This is a genomic window from Nitratireductor sp. J20-h4 (assembly GCF_056780505.1).
In genome coordinates this window covers 1,253,262-1,274,014 of the sequence record NZ_CM165557.1, presented here as the reverse complement: position 1 = coordinate 1,274,014, position 20,753 = coordinate 1,253,262, and the positions used below count along the sequence as shown (strand labels likewise).

Genomic DNA, 20,753 nt, shown 5'->3' with positions numbered 1-20,753 from the left:
TTTCGCGCGAGGCGCCTAGGGGTGTTTCCAGGCGAAGCGGAAGCCGGTTCGCGGTTCGGAAACGCGTTAAGACAACAAATTAGCGCGGTCCATCCTTACGCTCCAGCCGCAATCGCAGCGGACGCCCGCTGAGCCTGGCGAGCTGCTGAAGCCGCCCCTCCGGCCGTTCGCCCATCAAGGCGGCGTGCGATCCGGGGATTTCGAGCGCGAGCCCGTCCTTGCCGTCGGCCACCCAGCGCAGCCTGGGAATGATGCCCGGCATCGAAGCCGAGAACAGATAGACGACACGCAAGAGCCCACCCAGCATGCGGGCGCGCTCCAGAAGGCGCGGCGTGGCGAGCGCCCGGATTTCCGGCGCGGCGGCGTCGTTGAACAGACCTTCGTGCCGGTAGAGATTGGCCAGGGCGATATAGGCGCGGCCGGGATGGCTGACCCCGATGAAGGAGCCGTGGGCGATGATGTTGAGCGACTGCGTGCCGCGATAATCGGGATGGGCGCGCCAGCCAATATCGGCGAGAAGGCATGCCGCGCGCCGGTAGCGCGCCTCCTCCTCGGTCTCCTCCAGCCCGAAAGCGGCAAACGCCGTGCCGGTCCACTCGGCGAGTTCGCGGGCGTGGGTGACGGAGCGGGCGCGCAGGACGGCCAGTTCTTCCGCCGCCGATAAAAGGGGATCGGAGCGGCGCTCGTTTTCGCCGAGCAGCGAAAAAAGATAGCCTTCGCGCACGCCGAGCCCGGAAATGACGATCTTGCCGGGTTTCATCACCCGGATGATTTCCTGCAACACGGTCGCGCCGTACGGCAACAGCGCGCGGCGGTTTTTCGAGACGTATTGAATGCCTTTCATCTTGTCTATCTCACCGCGCGCGACGCGCTTGAGAAAGGCGGCGGACCCTTCGACATCCATCTCGTAATTGTGCATCACGTGCAGCGGATAGTCCGTCACATGCATGTGCAGCCGGGCGAGATTTCGCCATGTGCCGCCGACGCAATAGAAATTGCGGCCCTGCCCGCCCTTCAGCAACGTCGCCCGCGCGATCTCGCGCCGCGCGATGCGCGCGGCCGCGGGGACGGAGCCCTTGGACATGTCCTGCAGGCGCAGCCCGCCGAGCGGCAGCGTGATGCCGTCGCCGATCGTCTCGCGCCTGATGTCGACAAGTTCCAGGCTGCCGCCACCCAGATCGCCGACGATGCCGTCGGCCCGGAAGAAGCTGGAGATGATGCCGAGTGCGGAAAAATGCGCTTCCTCGCGGCCGGTCAGAACGCGGACTGGCACACCGAGAATGGCTTCGGCGCGTTCGATGAAATCCGTCCCGTTTTCGGCCTCGCGCGCCGCCGCGGTGGCGATGACGTGAAGCGCTTCCGCACCGGCCTGCTCAGACAGCGCGCGAAAACGGCGCAGTTCGTCGACCGCGCGCCGGACCGCGTCGCTGTCGAGACGCCCGGTCGACACGATCGCCTTGCCGAGCCCGGCCAGCATCTTTTCGTTGAACAGAACGGTCGGCGCCCGTGCGATGCCCTCATAGACGACAAGACGGATCGAATTGGAGCCAATGTCGATGACCGAAAGCGGATGGCGGTCCTGAAGCCGCCCCTGGGATGTCGCGATCATCAGGAAGGGGCTTGCCTGGCCTTCTTGCGCCGGCCATGCTGGACGATCCGCTTCGGGGCATTCGATTTCAACGCGTCTCCGCGCCCGGACAGGCTTGGATTGGTCATGAAATATTCCTGAGCATTGAAGGGCTCTTCCCCGTCTTCCGGTGACATGCGGCGCGACGTGCCGTCCGGCAATATTTCGAAACTCTGCTGGTTGTCCATGATATTTCCCAGCATGATCTGGTCGAGCACCTGTTCATGCACAGTTGGGTTGGTGATCGGCACCAGCGCCTCGACGCGCCGGTCGAGATTGCGCGGCATCAGATCGGCGGACGAGAAATACAGCACCGCCTCGTCGGACGGCAGGCCGTGGCCATTGCCGAAGCAGAAGATGCGGCTGTGCTCGAGAAAGCGACCGACGATCGACTTGACGCGGATATTGTCCGACAGGCCCGCAACCTGCGGCCGCAGGCAGCAAATGCCGCGGATGACCAGATCGATCTCGACGCCGACCCGGCTGGCGCCGTAAAGCGCGTCGATGATGGCGGGATCGACCAGCGCGTTCATCTTCATCCATATCTGGCCGGGCCTTCCGGCGCGCGCATGGGCGACCTCGTCGGCGATGTGGCTCAGGATGCGCTCGCGCAGGGTGAAGGGCGAGATCGCCAGCCGCATCTCGCGGTCCGGCTCGGCATAGCCGGTGATGAAATTGAACACCTGCGCCACGTCGCGCGCAATCTCCGGATCGCAGGTAAAATAGGACAGGTCGGTATAGATGCGCGCGGTGATGGGGTGATAATTGCCCGTACCCAGATGCACGTAATTGCGCAGCTTCTGGTCCTCGCGCCGCACGACGAGCGACATCTTGGCATGGGTCTTCAACTCCAGAAAGCCGAAAACGACCTGCACGCCGGCGCGTTCGAGATCGCGCGCCCAGCGGATATTGGCCTCCTCATCGAAGCGCGCCTTGAGCTCGACCAGCGCGGTGACGGACTTGCCGGCTTCCGCCGCATCGATCAGTGCACGCACGATCGGACTGTCGTTGGAGGTGCGGTAAAGCGTCTGCTTGATGGCCACGACCTCGGGATCCTGCGCGGCCTGGCGCAGGAACTGCACGACCACGTCGAAGGATTCGTAGGGGTGGTGGACGATGATGTCCTTTTCGCGAATGGCGGCCAGACAATCGCCGCCATGATCGCGGATGCGCTCGGGAAAGCGCGGATTATAGGGCGGAAATTTCAGGTCGTCGCGCGGCACCGAGGCGATTTCCGAAATCTGGCTCAGCGCGAGCGGCCCCTCGAGAACGCTGATGCGACCTGGCAGTACGCCGAGTTCGCCGGCGACAAAATCGCGCAGCGCGGCCGGCATCTCACGCTCGAACTCGATACGGATCACCGAGCCGCGCCGCCGACGCTTGAGCGCGGTCTCAAACAGCCGCACAAGATCCTCTGCCTCCTCCTCGACCTCGATATCGCTGTCGCGGATAATGCGGAACGTGCCCGATCCGGTGACCGTGTAGCCCGGAAACAGCCGGTCGATGAACAGGCCCACGACCTGTTCAAGCGTGATGAAACGCACGTTCGGCCGCTCCGCCGGCAGGCGCACGAAGCGCTTCAGCGCCACTGGCAGGCGCAACAACGCCGTCATCTCCGCGCCATCCTTGCGCCGGGCCAGATGCAAGGCGATCGAGAAGCCCAGATTGGGAATGAACGGAAACGGGTGGGCCGGGTCGATCGACAACGGGGTGAGCACCGGAAAGATCGATTCGAGGAAATGCTCCTCCAGCCTGGCCTTTTCCACCGGCGACAGCGCCGCACCGCGCACGACCTCGATGTTCTCGGCCTCCAGCAACTGCATCAGCGTGGCCAGCGACTGGCGCTGATCGTTCTGGAGGCGTTCGACCTCGTGCAACACCTGTTCGAGCTGCTGTTCGGGCGTGCGTCCGTCGGGACTGCGCAACGAGATGCCCTCGCGGACCTGGCCGGCGAGCCCGGCGACCCGCACCATGAAGAACTCGTCGAGATTGGCGGCCGAGATCGACAAGAAACGCACCCGTTCGAGCAACGCGTGACGCGGGTTCTGGGCCTCGTCGAGCACCCGGCGGTTGAACTGCAACCAGGAAAACTCGCGGTTGACGAACCGCTCCGGCGTGCCCTCGCCCAACTCGGCGACGGTCGAGACATCCTGTTGGAATTCGCTAGCGACGGGTTTTAGTTCGTTCATCACCGCACTCGGTTCGATTTCATGTTGCACGGGCGGCGATTCATTGCCAGTTTCCCGGCGCGCCGTCAGCGTGCGCGCGCCGCATGCCCAGCCTTGCAAATACGCCGAATATGATACAAAGGCGAGGCGCGTGTCACGCGCGGCGGAAAGATCCTTGAGGAGCAGACAGATGGCCGGCCATTCCATTCCGCACTTCCAGAACGACGCCGGGCACGCGGCGGTCGAGATCGGTGTGAAGGAATTCATGTGCGTCGGCGCCTCGGACCCGTTCGATCATCCGCATGTCTTTCTCGATATGGGCGACGCGGACGAACTGGTCTGTCCCTATTGCTCGACGCTCTATCGCTTCAACGCCGCGCTGAAGGTGGAAGACACCAGCCCCGAAGGCTGTCTCTACCGCCCGCAGGCGGCGTGAGAACGAGGCGGTCTTCCCCGTGAAGACCTCCCCGCCATCGCTTCAGGTGCTGATCGCCGGCGGCGGCATTGCCGGCTTGACGGCCGCGGTCGCCTTCGCCAGCCGCGGCTATTCGGTACGGCTGTTCGAACGGGCGCCGGGTTTTGCCGAAATCGGCGCGGGACTGCAGCTGTCCCCCAACGCGACGCGGCTGCTGCGCCGTCTCGGCGTTCTCGACCGGCTGTTGCCGGCCGCCGTCAGGCCGCAGGCGGTCGTGCTGCGCGACGCGCGCGGCCTCAATGAACTCGGCCGCGTACCGCTCGGGCAGGCCGCCGAGCGGCGCTGGGGAGCACCCTATCTGACCGTCCATCGCGCCGACCTGCAAAGCGCGCTCCTGGCACGCGCCGAACAGGACCCCGACATTGCCATCATGAAAGGTGCGGCCGTGCGCGATGTCGCCTTCCATGCACGCGGCGTGACGCTGTCGATCGACCGCAACGGCGCCATCGAGGAAGCAAACGGCGGGTTGCTGATCGCGAGCGACGGGGTGTGGTCGACACTGCGCGGGACCGCGGTCGACGGCATGGACGATTCCTTCACCGGGCTGGTTGCATGGCGCACGACCCTGCGGCGCGGGGCGGCGCCGGGCTTTGCCGAGCGCCTGATCGGCGCGGATGTGGTGACGGCGTTCCTGCATCCACATTTCCATCTTGTCGCCTACCCGGTGCGCGCCGGAGCAGCGATCAATCTCGTCGCGGTGACGAAGGGCGACGCGCAAAGCCAGAGCTGGGCGGCCGGCACGGACGCCACCGTGTTGAAAACGGCCGTGAGCGGCGCGGCGAAGCCGCTCGCCGATCTGGTAAAGGAGGCCGGACGCTGGACAAGCTGGCCGCTGCACGTCGTCGACGCCAAAGGACCCTGGACCCGCCCGGAAGGCGTCGTGCTGATCGGCGATGCCGCGCACGCCATGACCCCGTTTGCCGCACAGGGCGCTGCGATGGCGATCGAAGACGCCGAGGTGCTGGCCGGCATCGTCTCGCGTCACGACGACGACCTCCCTCTGGCCCTGCAGATCTACGAGACCGAACGCCGGCCGCGGGTGCTGCGCGTCGAACAGCGCGGCGCGTTGAACCGGTTTGCCTGGAACGCGTCCGGGCCGGTGGCGCTGGTACGCAATTTCGTGCTCAGACGACGCTCCGGCGTCCGGCTGGCCGCCGATCTCGACTGGCTCTACGGCCAGGACGTCACGCAGTCTTCGGGCTGATCGCGACCGCCTGCGGCAACGACCGGCATGCGGCTACCAGCCGACGGTCTTGGTCGTCACATCCGCGGCGACGGCGTCGGGCGGGCCGCCGGCCAGCTTGCGAAGTCTCTCCGCAAACACCTTGAAATAGTCGCGCGACTGCATGGTGTTCAGCGTTTCGGCGCTGTCCCAGCGACCCCAATGAATGCGCGTGCGCCCATCCTCGGCGATCGCGACCTGATAGGCGAACCTGCCGGCGATCGCCTCGTCGGCGTCGATGGCGGCGACAAAGGCGTCGATGACGCCGCGCCATTCTTCTTCCGGCCCGGAATATTGGTAGCGGATGGTGATCGATCGCATGACGTTCCCACATGTTTAACTTTTACGCTAAACAACCTATGTCGGGACCGCGATCCGGGCAACGACGACGCGCAACTCTGCTGACAGCCCCCACGCTGCCGGCCGCCGCGGGGACGCTTATGGCCAGGATGGCGTTCCGCGTCGTCGCGGCGTGCTCGCCCGCGCCGCAGCGGCTTAATGCAGGATCTGGCTCAGGAACAGTTTCGTGCGCTCGTGTTGCGGATTGTCGAAGAACTTGTCGGGCGTGTTCTGCTCGACGATCTGGCCCTGATCCATGAAGATGACCCGATTGGCGACCTCGCGCGCAAACCCCATCTCGTGGGTGACGCAGATCATGGTCATGCCTTCCTCGGCGAGGCCGACCATGGTGTCGAGCACTTCCTTGATCATTTCCGGATCGAGCGCTGAAGTCGGCTCGTCGAACAGCATGATGCGCGGGTTCATGCACAAAGAGCGCGCGATCGCCACGCGCTGCTGCTGGCCGCCGGAAAGCTGGCCGGGATATTTGTCGGCCTGCTCCGGGATCTTGACCCGCTCCAGGAAATGCATGGCGGTGGCCTCGGCCTCCTTTTTCGGGGTCTTGCGCACCCAGATCGGCGCCAGCGTGCAATTCTCCAGGATGGTGAGGTGCGGGAACAGGTTGAAATGCTGAAACACCATGCCGACCTCGCGGCGGACCTCGTCGATCTTTTTCAGGTCGTTGGTAAGCTCGATGCCGTCGACGACGATCTTGCCCTTCTGGTGCTCCTCGAGACGATTGATGCAGCGGATCATCGTCGACTTGCCCGAGCCGGACGGGCCGCAGACCACGATGCGCTCGCCGCGCATGACCTTGAGATTGATGTCCTTAAGCACATGAAAGTCGCCGTACCATTTGTGCATGCCGACAATCTCGATCGCCACGTCGGTGTCCGAAATCTGCATCTTGGATTTGTCGACGGCGATTTCCTCGGCGCCCACAGCGTTTTCTCTAGCCATCGAGTTTCCCCTTTTTGTCCTTCGTGGCCGTGGATTTTGGCTATCGCTTGTGCCCCGTGTCGAGAAGCCTCTCCATGAAGATCGAATAGCGCGACATGCCGAAGCAGAAACACCAGAAGATGAACCCTGCGAAAACCAGCCCCGTCATCGGCGTTTGCGGCGAGGCCCAGGTGGCGTCGGAAAAATTCTGCCGCACGGCGCCAAGCAGGTCGAACATGCCGATAATGTAGACCAGGCTGGTATCCTTGAAGAGCCCGATAAACGTGTTGACGATGCCGGGTATGACCAGTTTGAGCGCCTGCGGCAGCACGATCAGGCCCATTTTCTGCCAATAGCCGAGGCCGAGCGAATCCGCCCCCTCGTACTGGCCCTTGGGGATCGCCTGCAGGCCACCGCGCACCACCTCGGCCATATAGGCCGACGCAAACAGCGCCACGCCGATCAGCGCGCGCAGGAACTTGTCGAAGGTGACGCCGGCCGGCAGGAAAAGCGGCAGCATGACGCTGGCCATGAAAAGCACCGTGACCAGCGGCACGCCGCGCACGGTCTCGATGAAGATGACGCAGATCATCTTGACCACGGGCATATGCGATCGTCGCCCGAGCGCCAGCACGATGCCGAGCGGCAGCGAGACGGCAATGCCGACGAACGACAGCACCAGGGTGACCATCAGACCGCCCCATAGCGGCGTTTCGACATATTCCAGGCCGAACCAGCCGCCGACCAGCAGAAAGAAGGCGACGACCGGAAAGATGACGAACAGCAGGATGGCGTTCAGCGCCTTGTGCGGTACGCGCGGGATCAGCAGCGGCACGATCAACAGCACGAACAAGACCCCGGTCAGCGCGACCCGCCAGCGCTCGTCGAGCGGATAGCGCCCGTAGAGGAATTGCTGGAACTTCGCGCCGACAAACGCCCAGCAGGCGCCGGACCAGCCGTCCGGCTGGACGCCGCCCTGTGCGACCGTGGCGCAGAAGGACCGGTCGCTGCCGGTCCATTGGGCGTCGAGGAAGGCCCAGGTCAACAGCGGCGGCAGGGAATAGGCGATGAACAGCAGCGCCAACACCGTGAGCACGCTGTCGAACGGGGTTGCGAACAGGTTTTTGCGCAGCCAGTGGCCAAACCCTTTTTCGCGTCTCGGCGCCGGCTGGTTGGCGACCAGTTCGGCGCGCACGAAGGAAAGATCGTGTTCCTGCATGTTACCGCTCCACCAGCGCCATACGCGCGTTAAACCAGTTCATGAACACCGAAGTGGCAAGACTGAGCCCGAGATAGACGACCATCCAGATCGCGACGACCTCGATCGCCTGGCCGGTCTGGTTGAGGATCGTGCCGCCGATGGCAACGAGATCGGGATAGCCGATCGCGATCGCCAGCGACGAATTCTTGGTCAGGTTCAGATACTGGCTGGTCAGCGGCGGGATGATGATGCGCAAGGCCTGGGGGATGATGACGAGCCGCAATGTCGTTCCCGACCGCAGCCCGAGCGCATAGGACGCCTCGGTCTGGCCCTTGCTAATGCCGAGTATGCCAGCGCGCACGATCTCGGCGATGAAGGAGGCGGTGTAGAAGGACAGCGCGAGGTAGAGCGCCAGGAATTCGGGCTTTACCGAAATGCCGCCGACCAGGTTGAAGGTCGACAATTGCGGAAACTCGAAGCTGAGCGGAAAACCGGTCAGCGCGAATGCCAGCAGGGGCAGGCCGACGAGCAGACCGAGCGAGGTCCACAGAACCGGAAACTGCTCTCCTGTCGCCATCTGGCGCGCGGCAGCGCGCCGCTTGACGAAGAAGATCATCGTGATCGCCAGAAGCAGCGCCAGACCGATCAGCCAGGCCCCTTCACCCCAGATCGGCCTGGGAAAGAAGAAGCCGCGGCTGTTGAGGTAGGAGCCGAACGGCAATCCGATCGAATCGCGCGGCAGCGGCAGCACCGACAACACGCCGAAATACCAGAAAAAGATCACCAGCAAGGGCGGGATGTTGCGGAAGACCTCGACATAGACGGTGCAGATCTTGCGCACGAGCCAGTTGCGCGACAGCCGTCCGACACCGATCAGAAACCCGATGATCGAGGCGGTGAAGACGCCCAGAACGGCGACCATGAGGGTGTTCAAAAGGCCGACGACGAGCGCGCGGCCATAGGTGGAATCCGAATCGTAGGCGACCAGGCTGGTGGCGACGTCGAAGCCGCTGCGTCCGCTCAGAAAACCGAAGCCCGAGGAGATGTTGGAGCGCTGGAGATTCTCGATCGTGTTGCCCACGATCCAGTAGACGAACGCGAAAAGCCCTACGAAGACGAGGACCTGAAAGACGATCCCGCGGACCTTCGGATCATAAAGCAACGAGGCCTTTGCTACGCCGTCGTCGCGGACGGTGTCCTGACTGGCCATGTGATCCCTCCCCGACCCAGATTATCCGGGAGGCGCCGGTTAGCGCCTCCCGGTGGTCCAGGTGAAGGTCAGCGGATCGGGGGCGCGTAGAGGATGCCGCCCTTGGTCCAGAGCTGGTTCAGGCCACGGGCGATCTTGAGCGGGCTGTCCTGGCCGATATTGCGCTCGAAGCTCTCGCCGTAATTGCCGACCGCCTTGATGATGTTGACGACCCATTCCTTGTCGAGACCGAGATCGGCCGCGAGCGTGGAATCGGGCTCCATGCCCAGAACGCGCTTGATCTCGGGATTGTCGGATCCCTTCATCTCGTCGACATTGGTCTGGGTGATGCCGAGTTCCTCGGCGATGACCATCGCGTTCAGCGTCCACTTGACGATGTCGAACCACTGATCGTCGCCCTGGCGCACGACCGGGCCGAGCGGCTCCTTGGAGATGATCTCGGGAAGCACGACGTGATCATCCGGGGCCGAAAGCGTCAGCCGGATCGAATACAGGCCCGACTGGTCGGTGGTGTAGACGTCGCAACGGCCCGAATCGTAGGCGGCGTTGACCTCCTCGAGCTTCTCGAACACGACCGGATTATATTCCATCTTGTTGGCACGGAAATAGTCCGAGAGGTTGAGCTCAGTCGTCGTGCCGGTCTGTACGCAGACCGAGGCGCCGGAAAGCTGCAGCGCGGAATTGACGCCGGGCAGCTTCTTGGCGTTGATCATGAAACCCTGGCCGTCGTAATAGTTGACGCCGGCAAAGTTGAAGCCGAGCGAGGTGTCGCGGCTGAGCGTCCAGGTCGTGTTGCGCGACAGAACGTCGATCTCGCCCGACTGAAGCGCGGTAAAGCGTTCCTTCGCCGTCGTGGGCGTGTATTTCACCTTGGTCGCATCGCCGAACACGGCGGCGGCGACGGCCCTGCAGATGTCGACGTCGAAGCCCGACCATTCGCCCTGGTCGTTGGGGGCGGCGAAACCGGCAAGGCCGGTGTTCACTCCGCACTGAACGAAGCCCTTGGACTTTACGTCGTCGAGCGTCGCGGCGGACGCAGCCGATGCGGCGAGCCCGAGAACCGCCGCGCCAAATACGCCGGTCAGAAGTTTGGCTGTCATGATTGGAACCCTTTTCTGTTTCTCCGGGGTCTCGTTCCCCGTTGTCTTTTCCCTCTCGGAAGCTGAGCAGTTCACCCGGAACCCACCAGGGCCAACGCCGCGTTGCCGGGCATTGTTCTGCGCCTCCCGCTCACCGGCGCATCGAAGGCCATTCTACCCATTTGGTCAAGGGTAAATGGCTGGAATAGGGCCCGCCGGAGGGGCTTCGAAGCGGTTTTTGGCGCAACTTGCCCCCTACAACTCATCCGCGAGACGACACCCCGGCGCGTTCCCGCCGCGTCCACACGCCTCTGAAGGCTTTGCGGAACCGCGGACGGGGCCAAAAACGCCCCGGCAACAGGCGAAAGACGATGCCGCGCAACGCCAGCCAACGCGCAAGAAACAGCGTGTAGAGCGTTCCCACCAGGAAGCCGGCGACGACGTCAGTCGGGTAATGGGCGGCCACACCGATGCGCATCGAGGCCAGGATGACCCCGAGTGGCAGGACCGCGACGGCGGCGCGCGGAAACCACAAGAGCAAGACCATCGTCAGCGCGCCGGCCACCTGGGCGTGGCCGGACGGGAAGGAGGCGAAATCGTAACCGGGCGAAAACGGATCGAAATAGGCCGGCCCGAGCGTGTCGAGGAATTTCGGCCTCGCGCGACCGACGATGAGCTTGACCAGGTTGGTGAGCAGGCCGGACACCGCGATGGCGAGAAACACGAAACCGGCCTGGCCCGAGAGCTTCGCCCAGACCGGCTTCCATTTCCGCTCGGCCCGGCGCCAGTCCACCACGCCGGCCAGCAGGAACACGGCCAGCGCGGTGACGAGATAGACCGTCGACTTGGCGACGTCGGTGAACCTGGTGCTGAGGTCGACGAAGGCCGGGCTGGTGCTGCGCACATAGCCGATCAGGGCGGAATCCTGGAAATGCAGCAGGAAGATCGCGTAGACACCGAGGAGCGCGACGAGCGTCATGCGGTTCGACCAGGCCGACGCGCCGTCCTGCCTGAGCGGCGGCGCCCAGAACCGGTCATGCGCCTCGCGCAGATAGGCCCAATAGCCGCCAACGCCTCGTGCCATACGTTTACTTTCCCGCTTTGCCAGTGCGCGCCAGACGGTCGCCGCCCGCGCCCGGCCTGCAATGCACCAATCGGCGCGGATCTGACAAGCTTTGACGGTTTCGGGCCGGCCAGGCGGCAACAATCCTTGGCCCAGCCGGTCTGCGATATTGCCTCGCGCGGGTGCCACGATTATGGCTTTGTCCGCCGCAAACGATGCGAGGACCGATGAGCAGCAAGACGCCGACACCCAAGACGCCGACACCGGGCATCAACACGCTGCTGACCCGTTGCGGGTACAATCCGCGCGACTATTTCGGCTTCGTCAACCCGCCCGTCGTGCACGCCTCGACCGTGCTTTTTCCCGACGCGGCGACGATGGCCTCGCGCAATCAGAAATACACCTATGCCACCCGCGGTACGCCGACCAGCGACGCGCTGGCCGAGGCGGTCGACGCGCTCGAGGGTTCGGCCGGCACAATCGTCGTACCCTCCGGCCTGGCGGCGGTGACGGTGCCGCTGCTCGCCTTCCTGTCGGCCGGCGACCATGTGCTGATCGTTGATTCGGTCTACCATCCGACCCGCAATTTCGCCGATACGATGCTGACCAGGCTCGGCGTCGAGGTGCAATATTACGCACCGGAGATCGGCGCGGGCATCGCCGCGCTGATGAAGTCCAACACCCGTGTGGTGTTCACCGAGGCGCCGGGATCCAACACGTTCGAGATGCAGGACATTCCCGCGATCGCCAAGGCGGCCAAGCAATGGGGCGCGGTGGTGATGATGGACAACACCTGGGCGACGCCGGTTTATTTCCGCCCGCTCGAGCACGGCGTCGACATCTCCATCCATGCCGCGACCAAATATCCCGCCGGCCATTCCGACCTGCTCCTTGGCACCGTGTCGGCCAATGAGGAACACTGGCCCAGACTGCTTGCGACCCACCACACACTCGGCGCCTGCGCCGGCCCCGACGACGTCTACCAGGTGCTGCGCGGCCTGCGCACGATGGGCGTGCGGCTCGAACGCCACCAGCAGAGCGCGCTTGACCTGGCGCACTGGCTGGAAGGCCGCGACGGCGTCGCCCAGGTGCTGCATCCCGGTCTTGAAAGCCATCCCGGCCACGCGATCTGGAAACGCGACTTTTCCGGTGCGAGCGGGATTTTCTCGATCGTGCTCGATGGCGGCGGCACGGAAAAGGCGCATGCCTTTCTCGACGCGCTGACCCTGTTCGGGCTTGGCTATTCCTGGGGCGGGTATGAAAGCCTCGCCGTGCATGTCTGGCTCGGCGACCGCACGGTGGCGAAGAAAGATTATGGCGGCCCGCTGATCCGGCTGCAGATCGGGCTCGAGGACGTCGCCGACATCAGGGCCGACCTCGAACGCGGGCTGGCGGCGGCGGCCGGATCGGGCTGAGGGCTGAAACGGCGGGCGTTTGCAGATAATCGGCAACCCGTTCGCCACGAGGTTGTCACCCATGTCTTAGGTACAGACTGTTACCCATGTCTCCGGGTCGGACAATGAAATAACTGGCGATCCCGGCAGGACTCGAACCTGCGACCATCGGCTTAGAAGGCCGGTGCTCTATCCAGCTGAGCTACGGGACCGTCGCGGCGCACGGCCGCACCGCACGCAGCCTGGAGGCCTCAATGCGTCCAGGGCGTCTTGCGGTCATAGCGGAAATTTTCCGCATAGGAAATCTGGCGCCGGCGCAGTTCCTTCGGCTCCTCGACGCGGAAGGCCACGCCCTCTTTCTTGGCATAGGCGATCGCCTCTTCGCGCGTCTCGAAAGAGAGCTTGATCTGGCTTTTCATGTCGGCCGAGCTGGTATAGCCCATCAGCGGATCGATCTTGCGCGGCTTTTCGGGCTCGAATTCGAGAATCCAGCGTCCGGTCTTGGCCTTGCCGGACTGCATGGCGGTCTTGGCCGGGCTGTAGATGCGGGCTGACATCGGTGTTTCCTGCTTTTTTCTGACGTATGTGCGACTGTCGGCACTGCCCTAGCCAGAATCAGGCCGTTTGCCAAGCCCGTGTGGCGCGCGATTGCCCGGGCGCGGCGCGACCGACGTCCCGGTCCCGGCATAAGCGGCGGTCAGGCTCCCGGGTCGTACCGGTGAAAAATGGTCGGAGCGGCAGGATTTGAACCTGCGACCCTCTGGTCCCAAACCAGATGCGCTACCAGGCTGCGCTACGCTCCGCGACCCGACGGAGGCCGTGGGATACACAGGTCGCGCGCCGACCGCAACCGCTTTTGCAGCGGCGCGGCCCGCGGCCTGCCGCGCTCACAGGTCGAGCCCGCCCTGCCCGGCGTCCATGGCACCGATCACCTGGGCCGCCAGCGCCCGCGAAATCCGGCATTTCTGCTCCATCGCGGCGCGATCGAGCCGCTCGACCACCCGGTTGGCCGTCGACAGCGAACGCTCGATGCGGGCGATCAGATAGTGCACGACATGGCGCTCGATCTCGACCTGACGGTCGGCGAACAGTTTTGTAATCACCCCGGCAAGCAAGATATCGTCCGGTTCGCCGATCTCGACCAGCGTCGCCGCCTTCAGGCGGGAGTTGAGATCGGCAAGCCCGATGCCCCAGGCGGCCGGGAAATGGCGCGAGGTCAGCAACAGGCTCGACCCGGCCGCGCGCACTGAGTTGATCAGGTGAAACAGCGCCGTCTCGTCGAAGGCGCCGGGCGCGATGCCATCGACCAGGATGGGGCGCTCGGCGAGCAGGGACGGGTCGACCGCGGCGATGTCGCCGACGGCGGGCGCGAGAGCGGCCGCCCGCGCCATCCAGATCCTGGCCAGATGCGTCTTTCCCGACCCGGTGGGCCCGGCCAGCACGACCACCGGCGCGGGCCAGTCCGGCCAGCGGTCGATCATGGCGACCGCGGCCTCGTTGGCGGCCGAGACGATCAGGTGATCGCGCGAATATTCGGCCCGATGGCCGAGATCGAGCGGCAATTGCCGGGGTGGAGGCGTAGCGGACATCGTCAAAGCCGGCCGGTCACTCGCCGGGCGTTCCATGGCCCCGATACATCGGCGAGGCGAGGTAGCGGGCGAGCGCGAAGCGAACCAGCACCGCCACCGCGGCGGCGGCCGGAACGGCGATCAAAAGGCCGACGAAGCCGAACAGCGTGCCGAAGGCAAACAGCGCGAACATCAGCCAGACCGGATGCAGGCCGACGCTCTTGCCGACCAGCTTGGGCTGCAAAATGTTGCCCTCGATGAACTGGCCGCCGAAGAATATCGCGGCGACGGCGGCGACCATCATCCAATCCGGCCAGAACTGGACGAAGGCGACCCCGACCGACAGCGTCAGACCGACCAGAGAGCCGATATAGGGAATGAAGCTGATCAACCCGGCGACCAGGCCGATCAGAAGCCCGAAATTGAGCCCGACCACCGTCAGGCCGACCGCGTACATGACGCCGAGGATGAGGCACAAGGTGCCCTGCCCGCGCAGGAAGCCGGCGGTGGCGGTGTTGATGTCGGTGGCGAGCTGGCGCACCGTGCCGACATGCTCGCGCGGCACCCAACCGTCGACGGTCTCGATCATCCGGTCCCAGTCGAGCAGCATGTAGAAGGCGACCACCGGGGTGACGACCAGAAGGCCGGCAATGTTGATGATCGCCATGCCCGACGACCACAGCGACTGGAACAGCCCGGTCAAAAAGCCGGCGCCGGAGCTGATCAACGAGCTCAGCGCCTCGCGCAGGCTTTGCGAATTGACGCCGATCGTGCGTTCCAGCCAGGCCGGGTCGATGTTCATGACCAGCGCCTGGAGACGCGAAAAATAGTCCGGCAGCTTGGCGCCGAAATCGGCGAGCTGAGTCGCCAGAATGGGCACGATCACCATCAGCGCCAGCACGAAGGCAAGCAGAAACCCGATCAGGATGACGATGGTGGCGGCAAGCCTGGACAGACCGTAGCTTTCCAGCTTGTCGGCGACGGGATCGAGAAAATAGGCCAAGACCATGCCGGCCACAAAGGGCAGCAGGATGGAGCTGAAAATGAGCAGGAACAGGATCAGCAGCGCCGCCGCGATCAGCCAGAACAGTACCTGACGGCGCAGCGACGCGGCCGCGATGCGGTACGCCTCGTTGTGGTTCTCACTCGCCTGGGTTCGCGCTTTCGCCATAATCGTTCATGTGCCGCAGCCAAGCCACGAGATAGGCCGCGGCGGAAGCCAGGGTCAAGAGGCCCGAGACAATCACCAGTGCGCCGCGCAGCGCGCCGGCATGATCGTCGAAGGCCAGTTCCGCCAGAACCAGCGCCGCCAGCACGATCTGAACGGCGGTATTGGCCTTGGACACGAAAAGCGGTTTGACCTCGACGGGATTGGCCATGATCGTGGACAACAGCACAGCCGCGACGATCAGCGCGTCGCGCGAGACGGCCGCGATCACCAGCCACAAGGGCAGCTCGCCCATATAGCCAAGCACGAGAAAGACCGACACCAAAAGCAGCTTGTCGGCCATCGGGTCGAGATAGGCGCCGAGTTCGGAACGCTGGTCGAACTGCCGGGCGATGAAGCCATCGACCCCGTCGGACACGCCGGCAATCACGAAACCGGCCAGCGCCCACTCCATGTTGTCGCTCAAAAGCGCAAACACCACGGCCGGCACAAGAAAAAGGCGCAGGATGGTGATCACATTTGGTATGGTCACGATGGCTCTCCGGCCCGGCCGCGATATCTCATGCGGATAGATGGACGGTTTCGCCCCGGCCTTCAAGCCGGCAGGGCCAACGCAAGGCGGCCGGGACGGTGCTCTGCCAAGGACAAACCGTTGACAGCGCCCATGCGCATGGGCGGTGCGGCCTTGCAGCCCGGGCGGCTTCATGCGAAGAGCCGGCTGACTGGGTCCGACGGCGGCAGCGCCGGCGGCCGAAGCGACGGGAAGCGCCATGAGCCAGGGCAAGAACGGTCTCACCTACGCCGAAGCGGGCGTGGACATCGACGCCGGCAACGCCCTGGTCGACAAGATCAAGCCGCTGGTGCGCTCCACCCGGCGGCCGGGCGCCGACGGCGAGATCGGCGGTTTCGGCGGCCTGTTCGACCTGAAGGCGGCCGGTTTCAGCGACCCGGTGCTGGTGGCGGCCAATGACGGGGTCGGCACCAAGCTGAAAGTGGCGATCGAGGCCGGAATCCACGACACGGTCGGCATCGACCTGGTGGCGATGTGCGTCAACGACCTGGTTGTGCAGGGCGCCGAACCGCTGTTTTTTCTCGACTACTTCGCCACTGGCCGGCTCGACCCGGACCAGGGCGCAGCGATCGTGGCGGGCATCGCGGCCGGCTGCCGCCAGGCCGGCTGCGCGCTGATCGGCGGAGAAAGCGCGGAGATGCCGGGCCTTTACCGCGACGGCGACTACGATCTGGCGGGCTTTGCGGTGGGGGCGGCCGAACGCGGCCAGTTGCTGCCGACCGACGACATCGCCGAGGGCGACATGATTTTGGGCCTGTCGTCGTCGGGCGTGCATTCGAACGGCTTTTCGCTGGTGCGCCGGATCGTCGACAAGGCCGGCCTCGCCTGGGACGCGCCGGCCCCGTTCGCGACCGAGCGGACGCTGGCCGAGGCGCTGCTTGAACCGACCCGGATCTACGTCAAGCCGCTGCTGAACGCGGTGCGCGGCACGCACGGCATCAAGGCGCTCGCCCACATTACCGGCGGCGGCTTTCCCGACAATATTCCGCGTGTGCTGACCGACGACTGGTCGGCCGAGATCGACCTGGAAGCCATCGACGCGCCGCCGGTGTTCGGCTGGCTGCAGCGCGAGGGCGGCGTGGCCGAGGAAGAAATGCTGCGCACCTTCAATTGCGGAATCGGTATGATCGCCGTGGTGGCGGCCGGCCAGGCCGCTCAGGTCGCCGCCGTGCTCAACCAGGCCGGCGAAACCGTGACCTCGATCGGACGCATCGTGCCGCGGCGCGACGGCGGCGTGATCTATCGCGGGACGATCGCGTTATGAGGGCGCGCCGGCGTGTCGCCATCCTGATCTCCGGACGCGGCTCCAACATGGAAGCGCTGATCGCGGCGGCGGCGGATGCCGACTTCCCGGCCGAGATCGTCGCGGTGATCAGCAACGAGCCGGACGCGGCCGGCCTTCAGATCGCGCGCGGACACGGTATCGAAACCGTCGCGATCCCGCATCGCGACCATGCCGACCGGGCCGCGCACGAGGCCGAGATCGGCCGCGCGCTGGCCGAATGCAAACCCGACATCGTGTGCCTGGCCGGTTATATGCGGCTCTTGACGCCCCGCTTCGTGGCGACATGGGAAGGTCGGATGATCAATATCCACCCGTCCCTGCTGCCGGCCTTTCCGGGCCTCCACACACATCGCCGGGCGCTCTTACAAGGCGTGCGCGTCCACGGTTGCACCGTCCATTTCGTCACCGAGGCCATGGATGACGGCCCGATCATCGCCCAGGCGGCGGTGCCGGTGCTGTCGGGCGATAGCGAGGAGTCGCTTGCCGTGCGCGTGCTTCTGGCCGAGCACAAGCTCTATGCGATGGCCCTTGGGATGGTCGCGCGCGGCCAGGTGTCGATGCGCGACGGCAGGGCGGTGTTCTCCGGCACCGAGGACGGCGATCCGCAGGCACGGCTTTTTTCGCCCGCGCCGCCGCAGTCCGCTCCCGCCGCGATTGCCGATGTGGAACATTTGGCCCGCTTCACGCCCTGAGGCGCAGGGCCGCGGAACAGCAGGGGCCGCGCCCGATCGCGCGGTGCCGGAAACGAGGGTCGATGGCCGACACGACGACAACGCCGCCGATCGCCGACGATGCCGTGCGCGCGGTCTTCGCGGCGTGGCCGCCCGCCCTGCGAGGCCGGCTGCTGGCGCTCCGGCGCCTCATCCTGGAGACCGCAGCGACCACCGAAGGCGTCGGCGCGCTCGAGGAGACGCTGAAATGGGGCCAGCCGGCCTATCTGACCCGCCGCTCGGGCAGCGGCAGCACGGTTCGTCTGGGGGCGCTGCGCGGCCAGGACGGGTACGCGCTCTACTTCATCTGCCATACCGGCCTGGTGGAACGCTTTTCGGAGCTCTATCCGTCGACGCTGCGCTGCGTCGACAACCGCGCCCTCCATTTCGGGATGGACGACGCGCCGCCGGAGGCGGAACTGCGCCATTGCGTGCAACTGGCGTTGACCTATCACCAGCGCAAGCGCAATGCCGGCTCCGGGCGAAGGGCGGCGTCGGCCGACTGACGGCGAAGTAAAGCTCAGCCGGCCGGCCGGATCCACACGCGATTGTCGTGGAACGCCGCCCCGCCATAGGGCGCGGGCGCATCGGCGCCGGTCAAGACGTTGATGCCCTCGCCGCGCTCATGCGCGGCGTTGGGCCAAATCCCTTCCGCGACAGCGACGCCACGCTTCACGCCATCGAATAGTCTGGCGTGCAGCACGATCTCGCCACGTAAATTGCCGATCTCGACCCGTTCGCCGTCTTTTATGCCGATTTCGGCGGCGTCGTCTGGATGAAGCATGATTTCCGGCCGCCCCTCCCGCTTTTTCGCGCTCGGCGTTTCGGAAAAACTCGAATTCAGGAACGAGCGCGCCGGCGAGGTCGCCAGCCGGAAGGGATGCGCCGCGTCCGCCTCCTCGATCACGCCGAGATGGTCGGGAAAATCCGGCAGCCGCTCATGCGGCCCGAAGGCGCCAAGCGTTTTCGGCGGCTTGGCGGGCGCGGCCGTGCCGGTCCAGTCGGGCCGGAAGCGGAATTTCCCGTCCGGGTGTCCGAACCCGTTCAGGAAATGGGCTGTATCGAAATCCGGCTGCAGGTCCACCCAGCGCTCGCCGGCGAGAGCGTCGAAATCGCCCAGGCCGCGCTTGGCCAGCATGACGTCGATATGGGCGCGCGCACTCATGCCGAAGCCCGGACGGTCGGCGACACCGAGTCGTTCGGCCAGCTCCTCGATAACGTAAAGGTTGGGGCGCGCCCCGGCGGGCGGATCGATCAGTTTCGGGCCGAGGATGATGTGTTGATGGCCGCCGCCGCGATAGATGTCGTCATGCTCAAGGAACATCGTCGCCGGCAGGACGACATCGGCAAGCGCTGCCGTTTCGGTCATGAACTGCTCGTGCACGCAGGTAAACAGGTCTTCGCGCAGGAAACCCTGTTTTACCAGCCGCTGCTCGGGGCAGACATTGGCCGGATTGGTGTTCTGGATCAGCATCGCGGTGACCGGCGGGCCGTGGCGCAGCGCCTCGGCGTCGCCGGTCAGGATGCGCCCGATCTGCGACTGGTCGAGCATGCGGATGCGCGGATCGGCAAGTTTCACCCCCTCCAACAATGTCTTGTCGAGCCTGAAAATGCCCGAATTGGAGTGAAAGGCGCCGCCGCCCTCGTACTGCCAGGCGCCGGTGACGGCGGCGATCGACAGGGCGGCATGCATGTTGACGGCGCCGTTGCGCTGGCGCGCGAAACCGTAACCGAGGCGGAAAAAGCTGCGTTTGGTGGTGCCGACCAGCCGGGCGAAGGTCTCGATCTCGGCAACCGTGAGGCCGGTAATCGCGGCAGCCCATTGCGGCGTGCGCGAAGCCAGATGCGCCTCGAGCCCGGCCGGATCGTCGGTGTATTTTTTCAGATAGGCCCGGTCGGCATGACCGTCGCGGAACAGGACATGCATGACCGCGCAGGCGAGTGCGCCATCGGTGCCCGGCCTGAGCACGAGGCCGAGATCGGCCTGCTTCATGGTGGCGTTGTCGTAGACGTCGATCACCACGATCCTGGCGCCGCGTTCCTTGCGGGCGCGAACGGCGTGGGTCATGACGTTGACCTGGGTGGCGACAGCGTTGGTGCCCCAGATGACGACGCAGTCCGATTTCGCCATTTCGCGCGGATCGGTGCCGCGCAGCGCGCCCGCGCCCATGACGAAACCAGTCCAGGCGAGATTGGTGCAGATCGATTCGAAAAAGCCGGAATATTTCTTGGCGTGACGCAGACGATGGATAGAATCGCGCTGCACCAGCCCCATCGTGCCGGCATATTGATAGGGCCAGACCGTCTCGCTGCCGAAACGCGCCTCGGCGGCGAGGAACTTTTCCGCCACCAGATCGAGCGCGGCCTCCCAACTCGCCTCCTTCCAAGCGCCCTCGCCCCTGGCGCCGGCACGCACCAGCGGCTTCAAAAGCCGGTCGGGATGGTGGACGCGTTCGGCGTAACGCGCGACCTTGGCGCAGATCACGCCGGCAGTGTAGGTGTTGTCGCGCGCGCCGTGCACGCGGCCGATGCGGCCGCTGTCGAGAAGCTCGACGTCGAGCGCGCAGGTCGAGGGGCAGTCGTGCGGGCAGGCCGTGTGGCCGATCGCTATCTTGGCGTGCTGGTTCATGCCGCAAAACTACAGGGTTTGGACGTTGGGCGACAGCCATCCCGGCGAAAAAGAACTGATCCACCCGATCGGCGATGCCGATGGCGGTGCGTCGTGAATACGGGT

At 65.1% G+C, this 20,753-nt stretch carries 19 protein-coding genes and 2 tRNA genes; 6 read left to right on the top strand and 15 right to left on the bottom strand.

Translation table 11 applies throughout. From position 1 onward, the window contains the following. Positions 1 to 79 precede the first annotated feature (79 nt). Both ppx and ACT2B0_RS06205 read right to left on the bottom strand, forming a co-directional pair. Entirely contained in the window at positions 80 to 1,609 is a 1,530-nt protein-coding gene (ppx, locus tag ACT2B0_RS06210) for an exopolyphosphatase (RefSeq protein WP_473462593.1), read from the bottom strand. Then, positions 1,609 to 3,816, bottom strand: a complete 2,208-nt coding sequence (locus ACT2B0_RS06205; RefSeq protein ID WP_473462591.1) for an RNA degradosome polyphosphate kinase — start codon at positions 3,814 to 3,816, stop codon at positions 1,609 to 1,611. The genes ppx and ACT2B0_RS06205 overlap by 1 nt, the downstream gene beginning before the upstream one ends. 169 nt (positions 3,817 to 3,985) lie before the next feature. On the opposite strand from ACT2B0_RS06205, the gene ACT2B0_RS06200 reads away from it, so the two are divergent. Together ACT2B0_RS06200 and ACT2B0_RS06195 are read left to right on the top strand one after the other, a co-directional pair. Then, positions 3,986 to 4,231, top strand: a complete 246-nt coding sequence (locus ACT2B0_RS06200; RefSeq protein ID WP_473462588.1) for a zinc-finger domain-containing protein — start codon at positions 3,986 to 3,988, stop codon at positions 4,229 to 4,231. A 19-nt stretch (positions 4,232 to 4,250) separates the two neighbouring features. Beyond that, on the top strand, positions 4,251 to 5,474 hold the full coding sequence (locus tag ACT2B0_RS06195; protein ID WP_473462586.1) for an FAD-dependent monooxygenase: 1,224 nt from the start codon (positions 4,251 to 4,253) through the stop codon (positions 5,472 to 5,474). A gap of 33 nt (positions 5,475 to 5,507) precedes the next feature. Here the strand turns inward: ACT2B0_RS06195 and ACT2B0_RS06190 are convergent, their stop codons facing one another. The 6 genes from ACT2B0_RS06190 to ACT2B0_RS06165 form a co-directional block, all read right to left on the bottom strand. Next, positions 5,508 to 5,813, bottom strand: a complete 306-nt coding sequence (locus ACT2B0_RS06190; RefSeq protein WP_473462583.1) for a hypothetical protein — start codon at positions 5,811 to 5,813, stop codon at positions 5,508 to 5,510. Positions 5,814 to 5,987: 174 nt separating this feature from the next. Beyond that, positions 5,988 to 6,791 (bottom strand): amino acid ABC transporter ATP-binding protein, encoded by an 804-nt coding sequence (locus ACT2B0_RS06185; protein WP_481658461.1) that lies wholly within the window; start codon positions 6,789 to 6,791, stop codon positions 5,988 to 5,990. 40 nt (positions 6,792 to 6,831) lie between these two features. After that, complete coding sequence (locus tag ACT2B0_RS06180) at positions 6,832 to 7,989, bottom strand: amino acid ABC transporter permease (RefSeq protein WP_473462579.1); 1,158 nt, start codon at positions 7,987 to 7,989, stop codon at positions 6,832 to 6,834. A 1-nt stretch (position 7,990) separates the two neighbouring features. Further along, on the bottom strand, positions 7,991 to 9,181 hold the full coding sequence (locus tag ACT2B0_RS06175) for an amino acid ABC transporter permease (RefSeq protein WP_473462576.1): 1,191 nt from the start codon (positions 9,179 to 9,181) through the stop codon (positions 7,991 to 7,993). A gap of 68 nt (positions 9,182 to 9,249) precedes the next feature. Further along, a complete protein-coding gene (locus ACT2B0_RS06170) occupies positions 9,250 to 10,281 on the bottom strand; it encodes an amino acid ABC transporter substrate-binding protein (RefSeq protein ID WP_473462574.1) in 1,032 nt (343 codons plus the stop codon). Between the two features lie 241 nt (positions 10,282 to 10,522). Beyond that, on the bottom strand, positions 10,523 to 11,344 hold the full coding sequence (locus ACT2B0_RS06165) for a phosphatase PAP2 family protein (RefSeq protein ID WP_473462572.1): 822 nt from the start codon (positions 11,342 to 11,344) through the stop codon (positions 10,523 to 10,525). Between the two features lie 206 nt (positions 11,345 to 11,550). Between ACT2B0_RS06165 and ACT2B0_RS06160 the strand changes: the two genes are divergently transcribed. After that, positions 11,551 to 12,738, top strand: coding sequence for a cystathionine beta-lyase (locus ACT2B0_RS06160; protein ID WP_473462570.1), 1,188 nt, complete (start codon positions 11,551 to 11,553; stop codon positions 12,736 to 12,738). Between the two features lie 114 nt (positions 12,739 to 12,852). On the opposite strand, the gene ACT2B0_RS06155 is transcribed toward ACT2B0_RS06160, so the two are convergent. From ACT2B0_RS06155 to ACT2B0_RS06130, 6 genes are all read right to left on the bottom strand, one after another. Continuing rightward, positions 12,853 to 12,929 (bottom strand) — tRNA-Arg (locus ACT2B0_RS06155). Between the two features lie 39 nt (positions 12,930 to 12,968). Then, on the bottom strand, positions 12,969 to 13,274 hold the full coding sequence (locus ACT2B0_RS06150; protein WP_473462567.1) for an ETC complex I subunit: 306 nt from the start codon (positions 13,272 to 13,274) through the stop codon (positions 12,969 to 12,971). Positions 13,275 to 13,443: 169 nt separating this feature from the next. Then, positions 13,444 to 13,520, bottom strand: a tRNA-Pro gene (locus tag ACT2B0_RS06145). Between the two features lie 84 nt (positions 13,521 to 13,604). Further along, positions 13,605 to 14,312, bottom strand: a complete 708-nt coding sequence (gene hdaA / locus ACT2B0_RS06140) for a DnaA regulatory inactivator HdaA (protein WP_473462566.1) — start codon at positions 14,310 to 14,312, stop codon at positions 13,605 to 13,607. A gap of 10 nt (positions 14,313 to 14,322) precedes the next feature. Continuing rightward, positions 14,323 to 15,456 (bottom strand): AI-2E family transporter, encoded by a 1,134-nt coding sequence (locus ACT2B0_RS06135; RefSeq protein WP_473462564.1) that lies wholly within the window; start codon positions 15,454 to 15,456, stop codon positions 14,323 to 14,325. After that, positions 15,428 to 15,985: a CDP-alcohol phosphatidyltransferase family protein gene (locus ACT2B0_RS06130; RefSeq protein ID WP_473462561.1), complete on the bottom strand. Its 558-nt coding sequence runs from the start codon at positions 15,983 to 15,985 to the stop codon at positions 15,428 to 15,430. Before ACT2B0_RS06130 ends, ACT2B0_RS06135 begins: the two co-directional genes overlap by 29 nt. 238 nt (positions 15,986 to 16,223) lie before the next feature. Between ACT2B0_RS06130 and purM the strand changes: the two genes are divergently transcribed. From purM to ACT2B0_RS06115, 3 genes are all read left to right on the top strand, one after another. After that, entirely contained in the window at positions 16,224 to 17,288 is a 1,065-nt protein-coding gene (gene purM / locus ACT2B0_RS06125) for a phosphoribosylformylglycinamidine cyclo-ligase (RefSeq protein WP_473462559.1), read from the top strand. Continuing rightward, the gene (purN, locus tag ACT2B0_RS06120) at positions 17,285 to 18,001 is read left to right on the top strand and encodes a phosphoribosylglycinamide formyltransferase (RefSeq protein WP_473462557.1); all 717 of its coding nucleotides are present in this window, start codon (positions 17,285 to 17,287) and stop codon (positions 17,999 to 18,001) included. The genes purM and purN overlap by 4 nt, the downstream gene beginning before the upstream one ends. Before the next feature lie 62 nt (positions 18,002 to 18,063). Beyond that, on the top strand, positions 18,064 to 18,525 hold the full coding sequence (locus ACT2B0_RS06115) for a DUF1801 domain-containing protein (RefSeq protein WP_473462554.1): 462 nt from the start codon (positions 18,064 to 18,066) through the stop codon (positions 18,523 to 18,525). Between the two features lie 14 nt (positions 18,526 to 18,539). Here the strand turns inward: ACT2B0_RS06115 and ACT2B0_RS06110 are convergent, their stop codons facing one another. Beyond that, positions 18,540 to 20,648: a molybdopterin oxidoreductase family protein gene (locus tag ACT2B0_RS06110; RefSeq protein ID WP_473462551.1), complete on the bottom strand. Its 2,109-nt coding sequence runs from the start codon at positions 20,646 to 20,648 to the stop codon at positions 18,540 to 18,542. Between the last annotated feature and the right edge of the window lie 105 nt (positions 20,649 to 20,753).

Coding starts and splice junctions, on each gene's coding strand:
- ppx (WP_473462593.1), bottom strand. CDS start 1,609: ATGATCGCGACATCCCAGGGGCGGCTTCAGGACCGCCATCCGCTTTCG.
- ACT2B0_RS06205 (WP_473462591.1), bottom strand. CDS start 3,816: ATGAACGAACTAAAACCCGTCGCTAGCGAATTCCAACAGGATGTCTCG.
- ACT2B0_RS06200 (WP_473462588.1), top strand. CDS start 3,986: ATGGCCGGCCATTCCATTCCGCACTTCCAGAACGACGCCGGGCACGCG.
- ACT2B0_RS06190 (WP_473462583.1), bottom strand. CDS start 5,813: ATGCGATCGATCACCATCCGCTACCAATATTCCGGGCCGGAAGAAGAA.
- ACT2B0_RS06185 (WP_481658461.1), bottom strand. CDS start 6,791: ATGGCTAGAGAAAACGCTGTGGGCGCCGAGGAAATCGCCGTCGACAAA.
- ACT2B0_RS06180 (WP_473462579.1), bottom strand. CDS start 7,989: ATGCAGGAACACGATCTTTCCTTCGTGCGCGCCGAACTGGTCGCCAAC.
- ACT2B0_RS06175 (WP_473462576.1), bottom strand. CDS start 9,181: ATGGCCAGTCAGGACACCGTCCGCGACGACGGCGTAGCAAAGGCCTCG.
- ACT2B0_RS06170 (WP_473462574.1), bottom strand. CDS start 10,281: ATGACAGCCAAACTTCTGACCGGCGTATTTGGCGCGGCGGTTCTCGGG.
- ACT2B0_RS06165 (WP_473462572.1), bottom strand. CDS start 11,344: ATGGCACGAGGCGTTGGCGGCTATTGGGCCTATCTGCGCGAGGCGCAT.
- ACT2B0_RS06160 (WP_473462570.1), top strand. CDS start 11,551: ATGAGCAGCAAGACGCCGACACCCAAGACGCCGACACCGGGCATCAAC.
- ACT2B0_RS06150 (WP_473462567.1), bottom strand. CDS start 13,274: ATGTCAGCCCGCATCTACAGCCCGGCCAAGACCGCCATGCAGTCCGGC.
- ACT2B0_RS06135 (WP_473462564.1), bottom strand. CDS start 15,456: ATGGCGAAAGCGCGAACCCAGGCGAGTGAGAACCACAACGAGGCGTAC.
- purM (WP_473462559.1), top strand. CDS start 16,224: ATGAGCCAGGGCAAGAACGGTCTCACCTACGCCGAAGCGGGCGTGGAC.
- purN (WP_473462557.1), top strand. CDS start 17,285: ATGAGGGCGCGCCGGCGTGTCGCCATCCTGATCTCCGGACGCGGCTCC.
- ACT2B0_RS06115 (WP_473462554.1), top strand. CDS start 18,064: ATGGCCGACACGACGACAACGCCGCCGATCGCCGACGATGCCGTGCGC.
- ACT2B0_RS06110 (WP_473462551.1), bottom strand. CDS start 20,648: ATGAACCAGCACGCCAAGATAGCGATCGGCCACACGGCCTGCCCGCAC.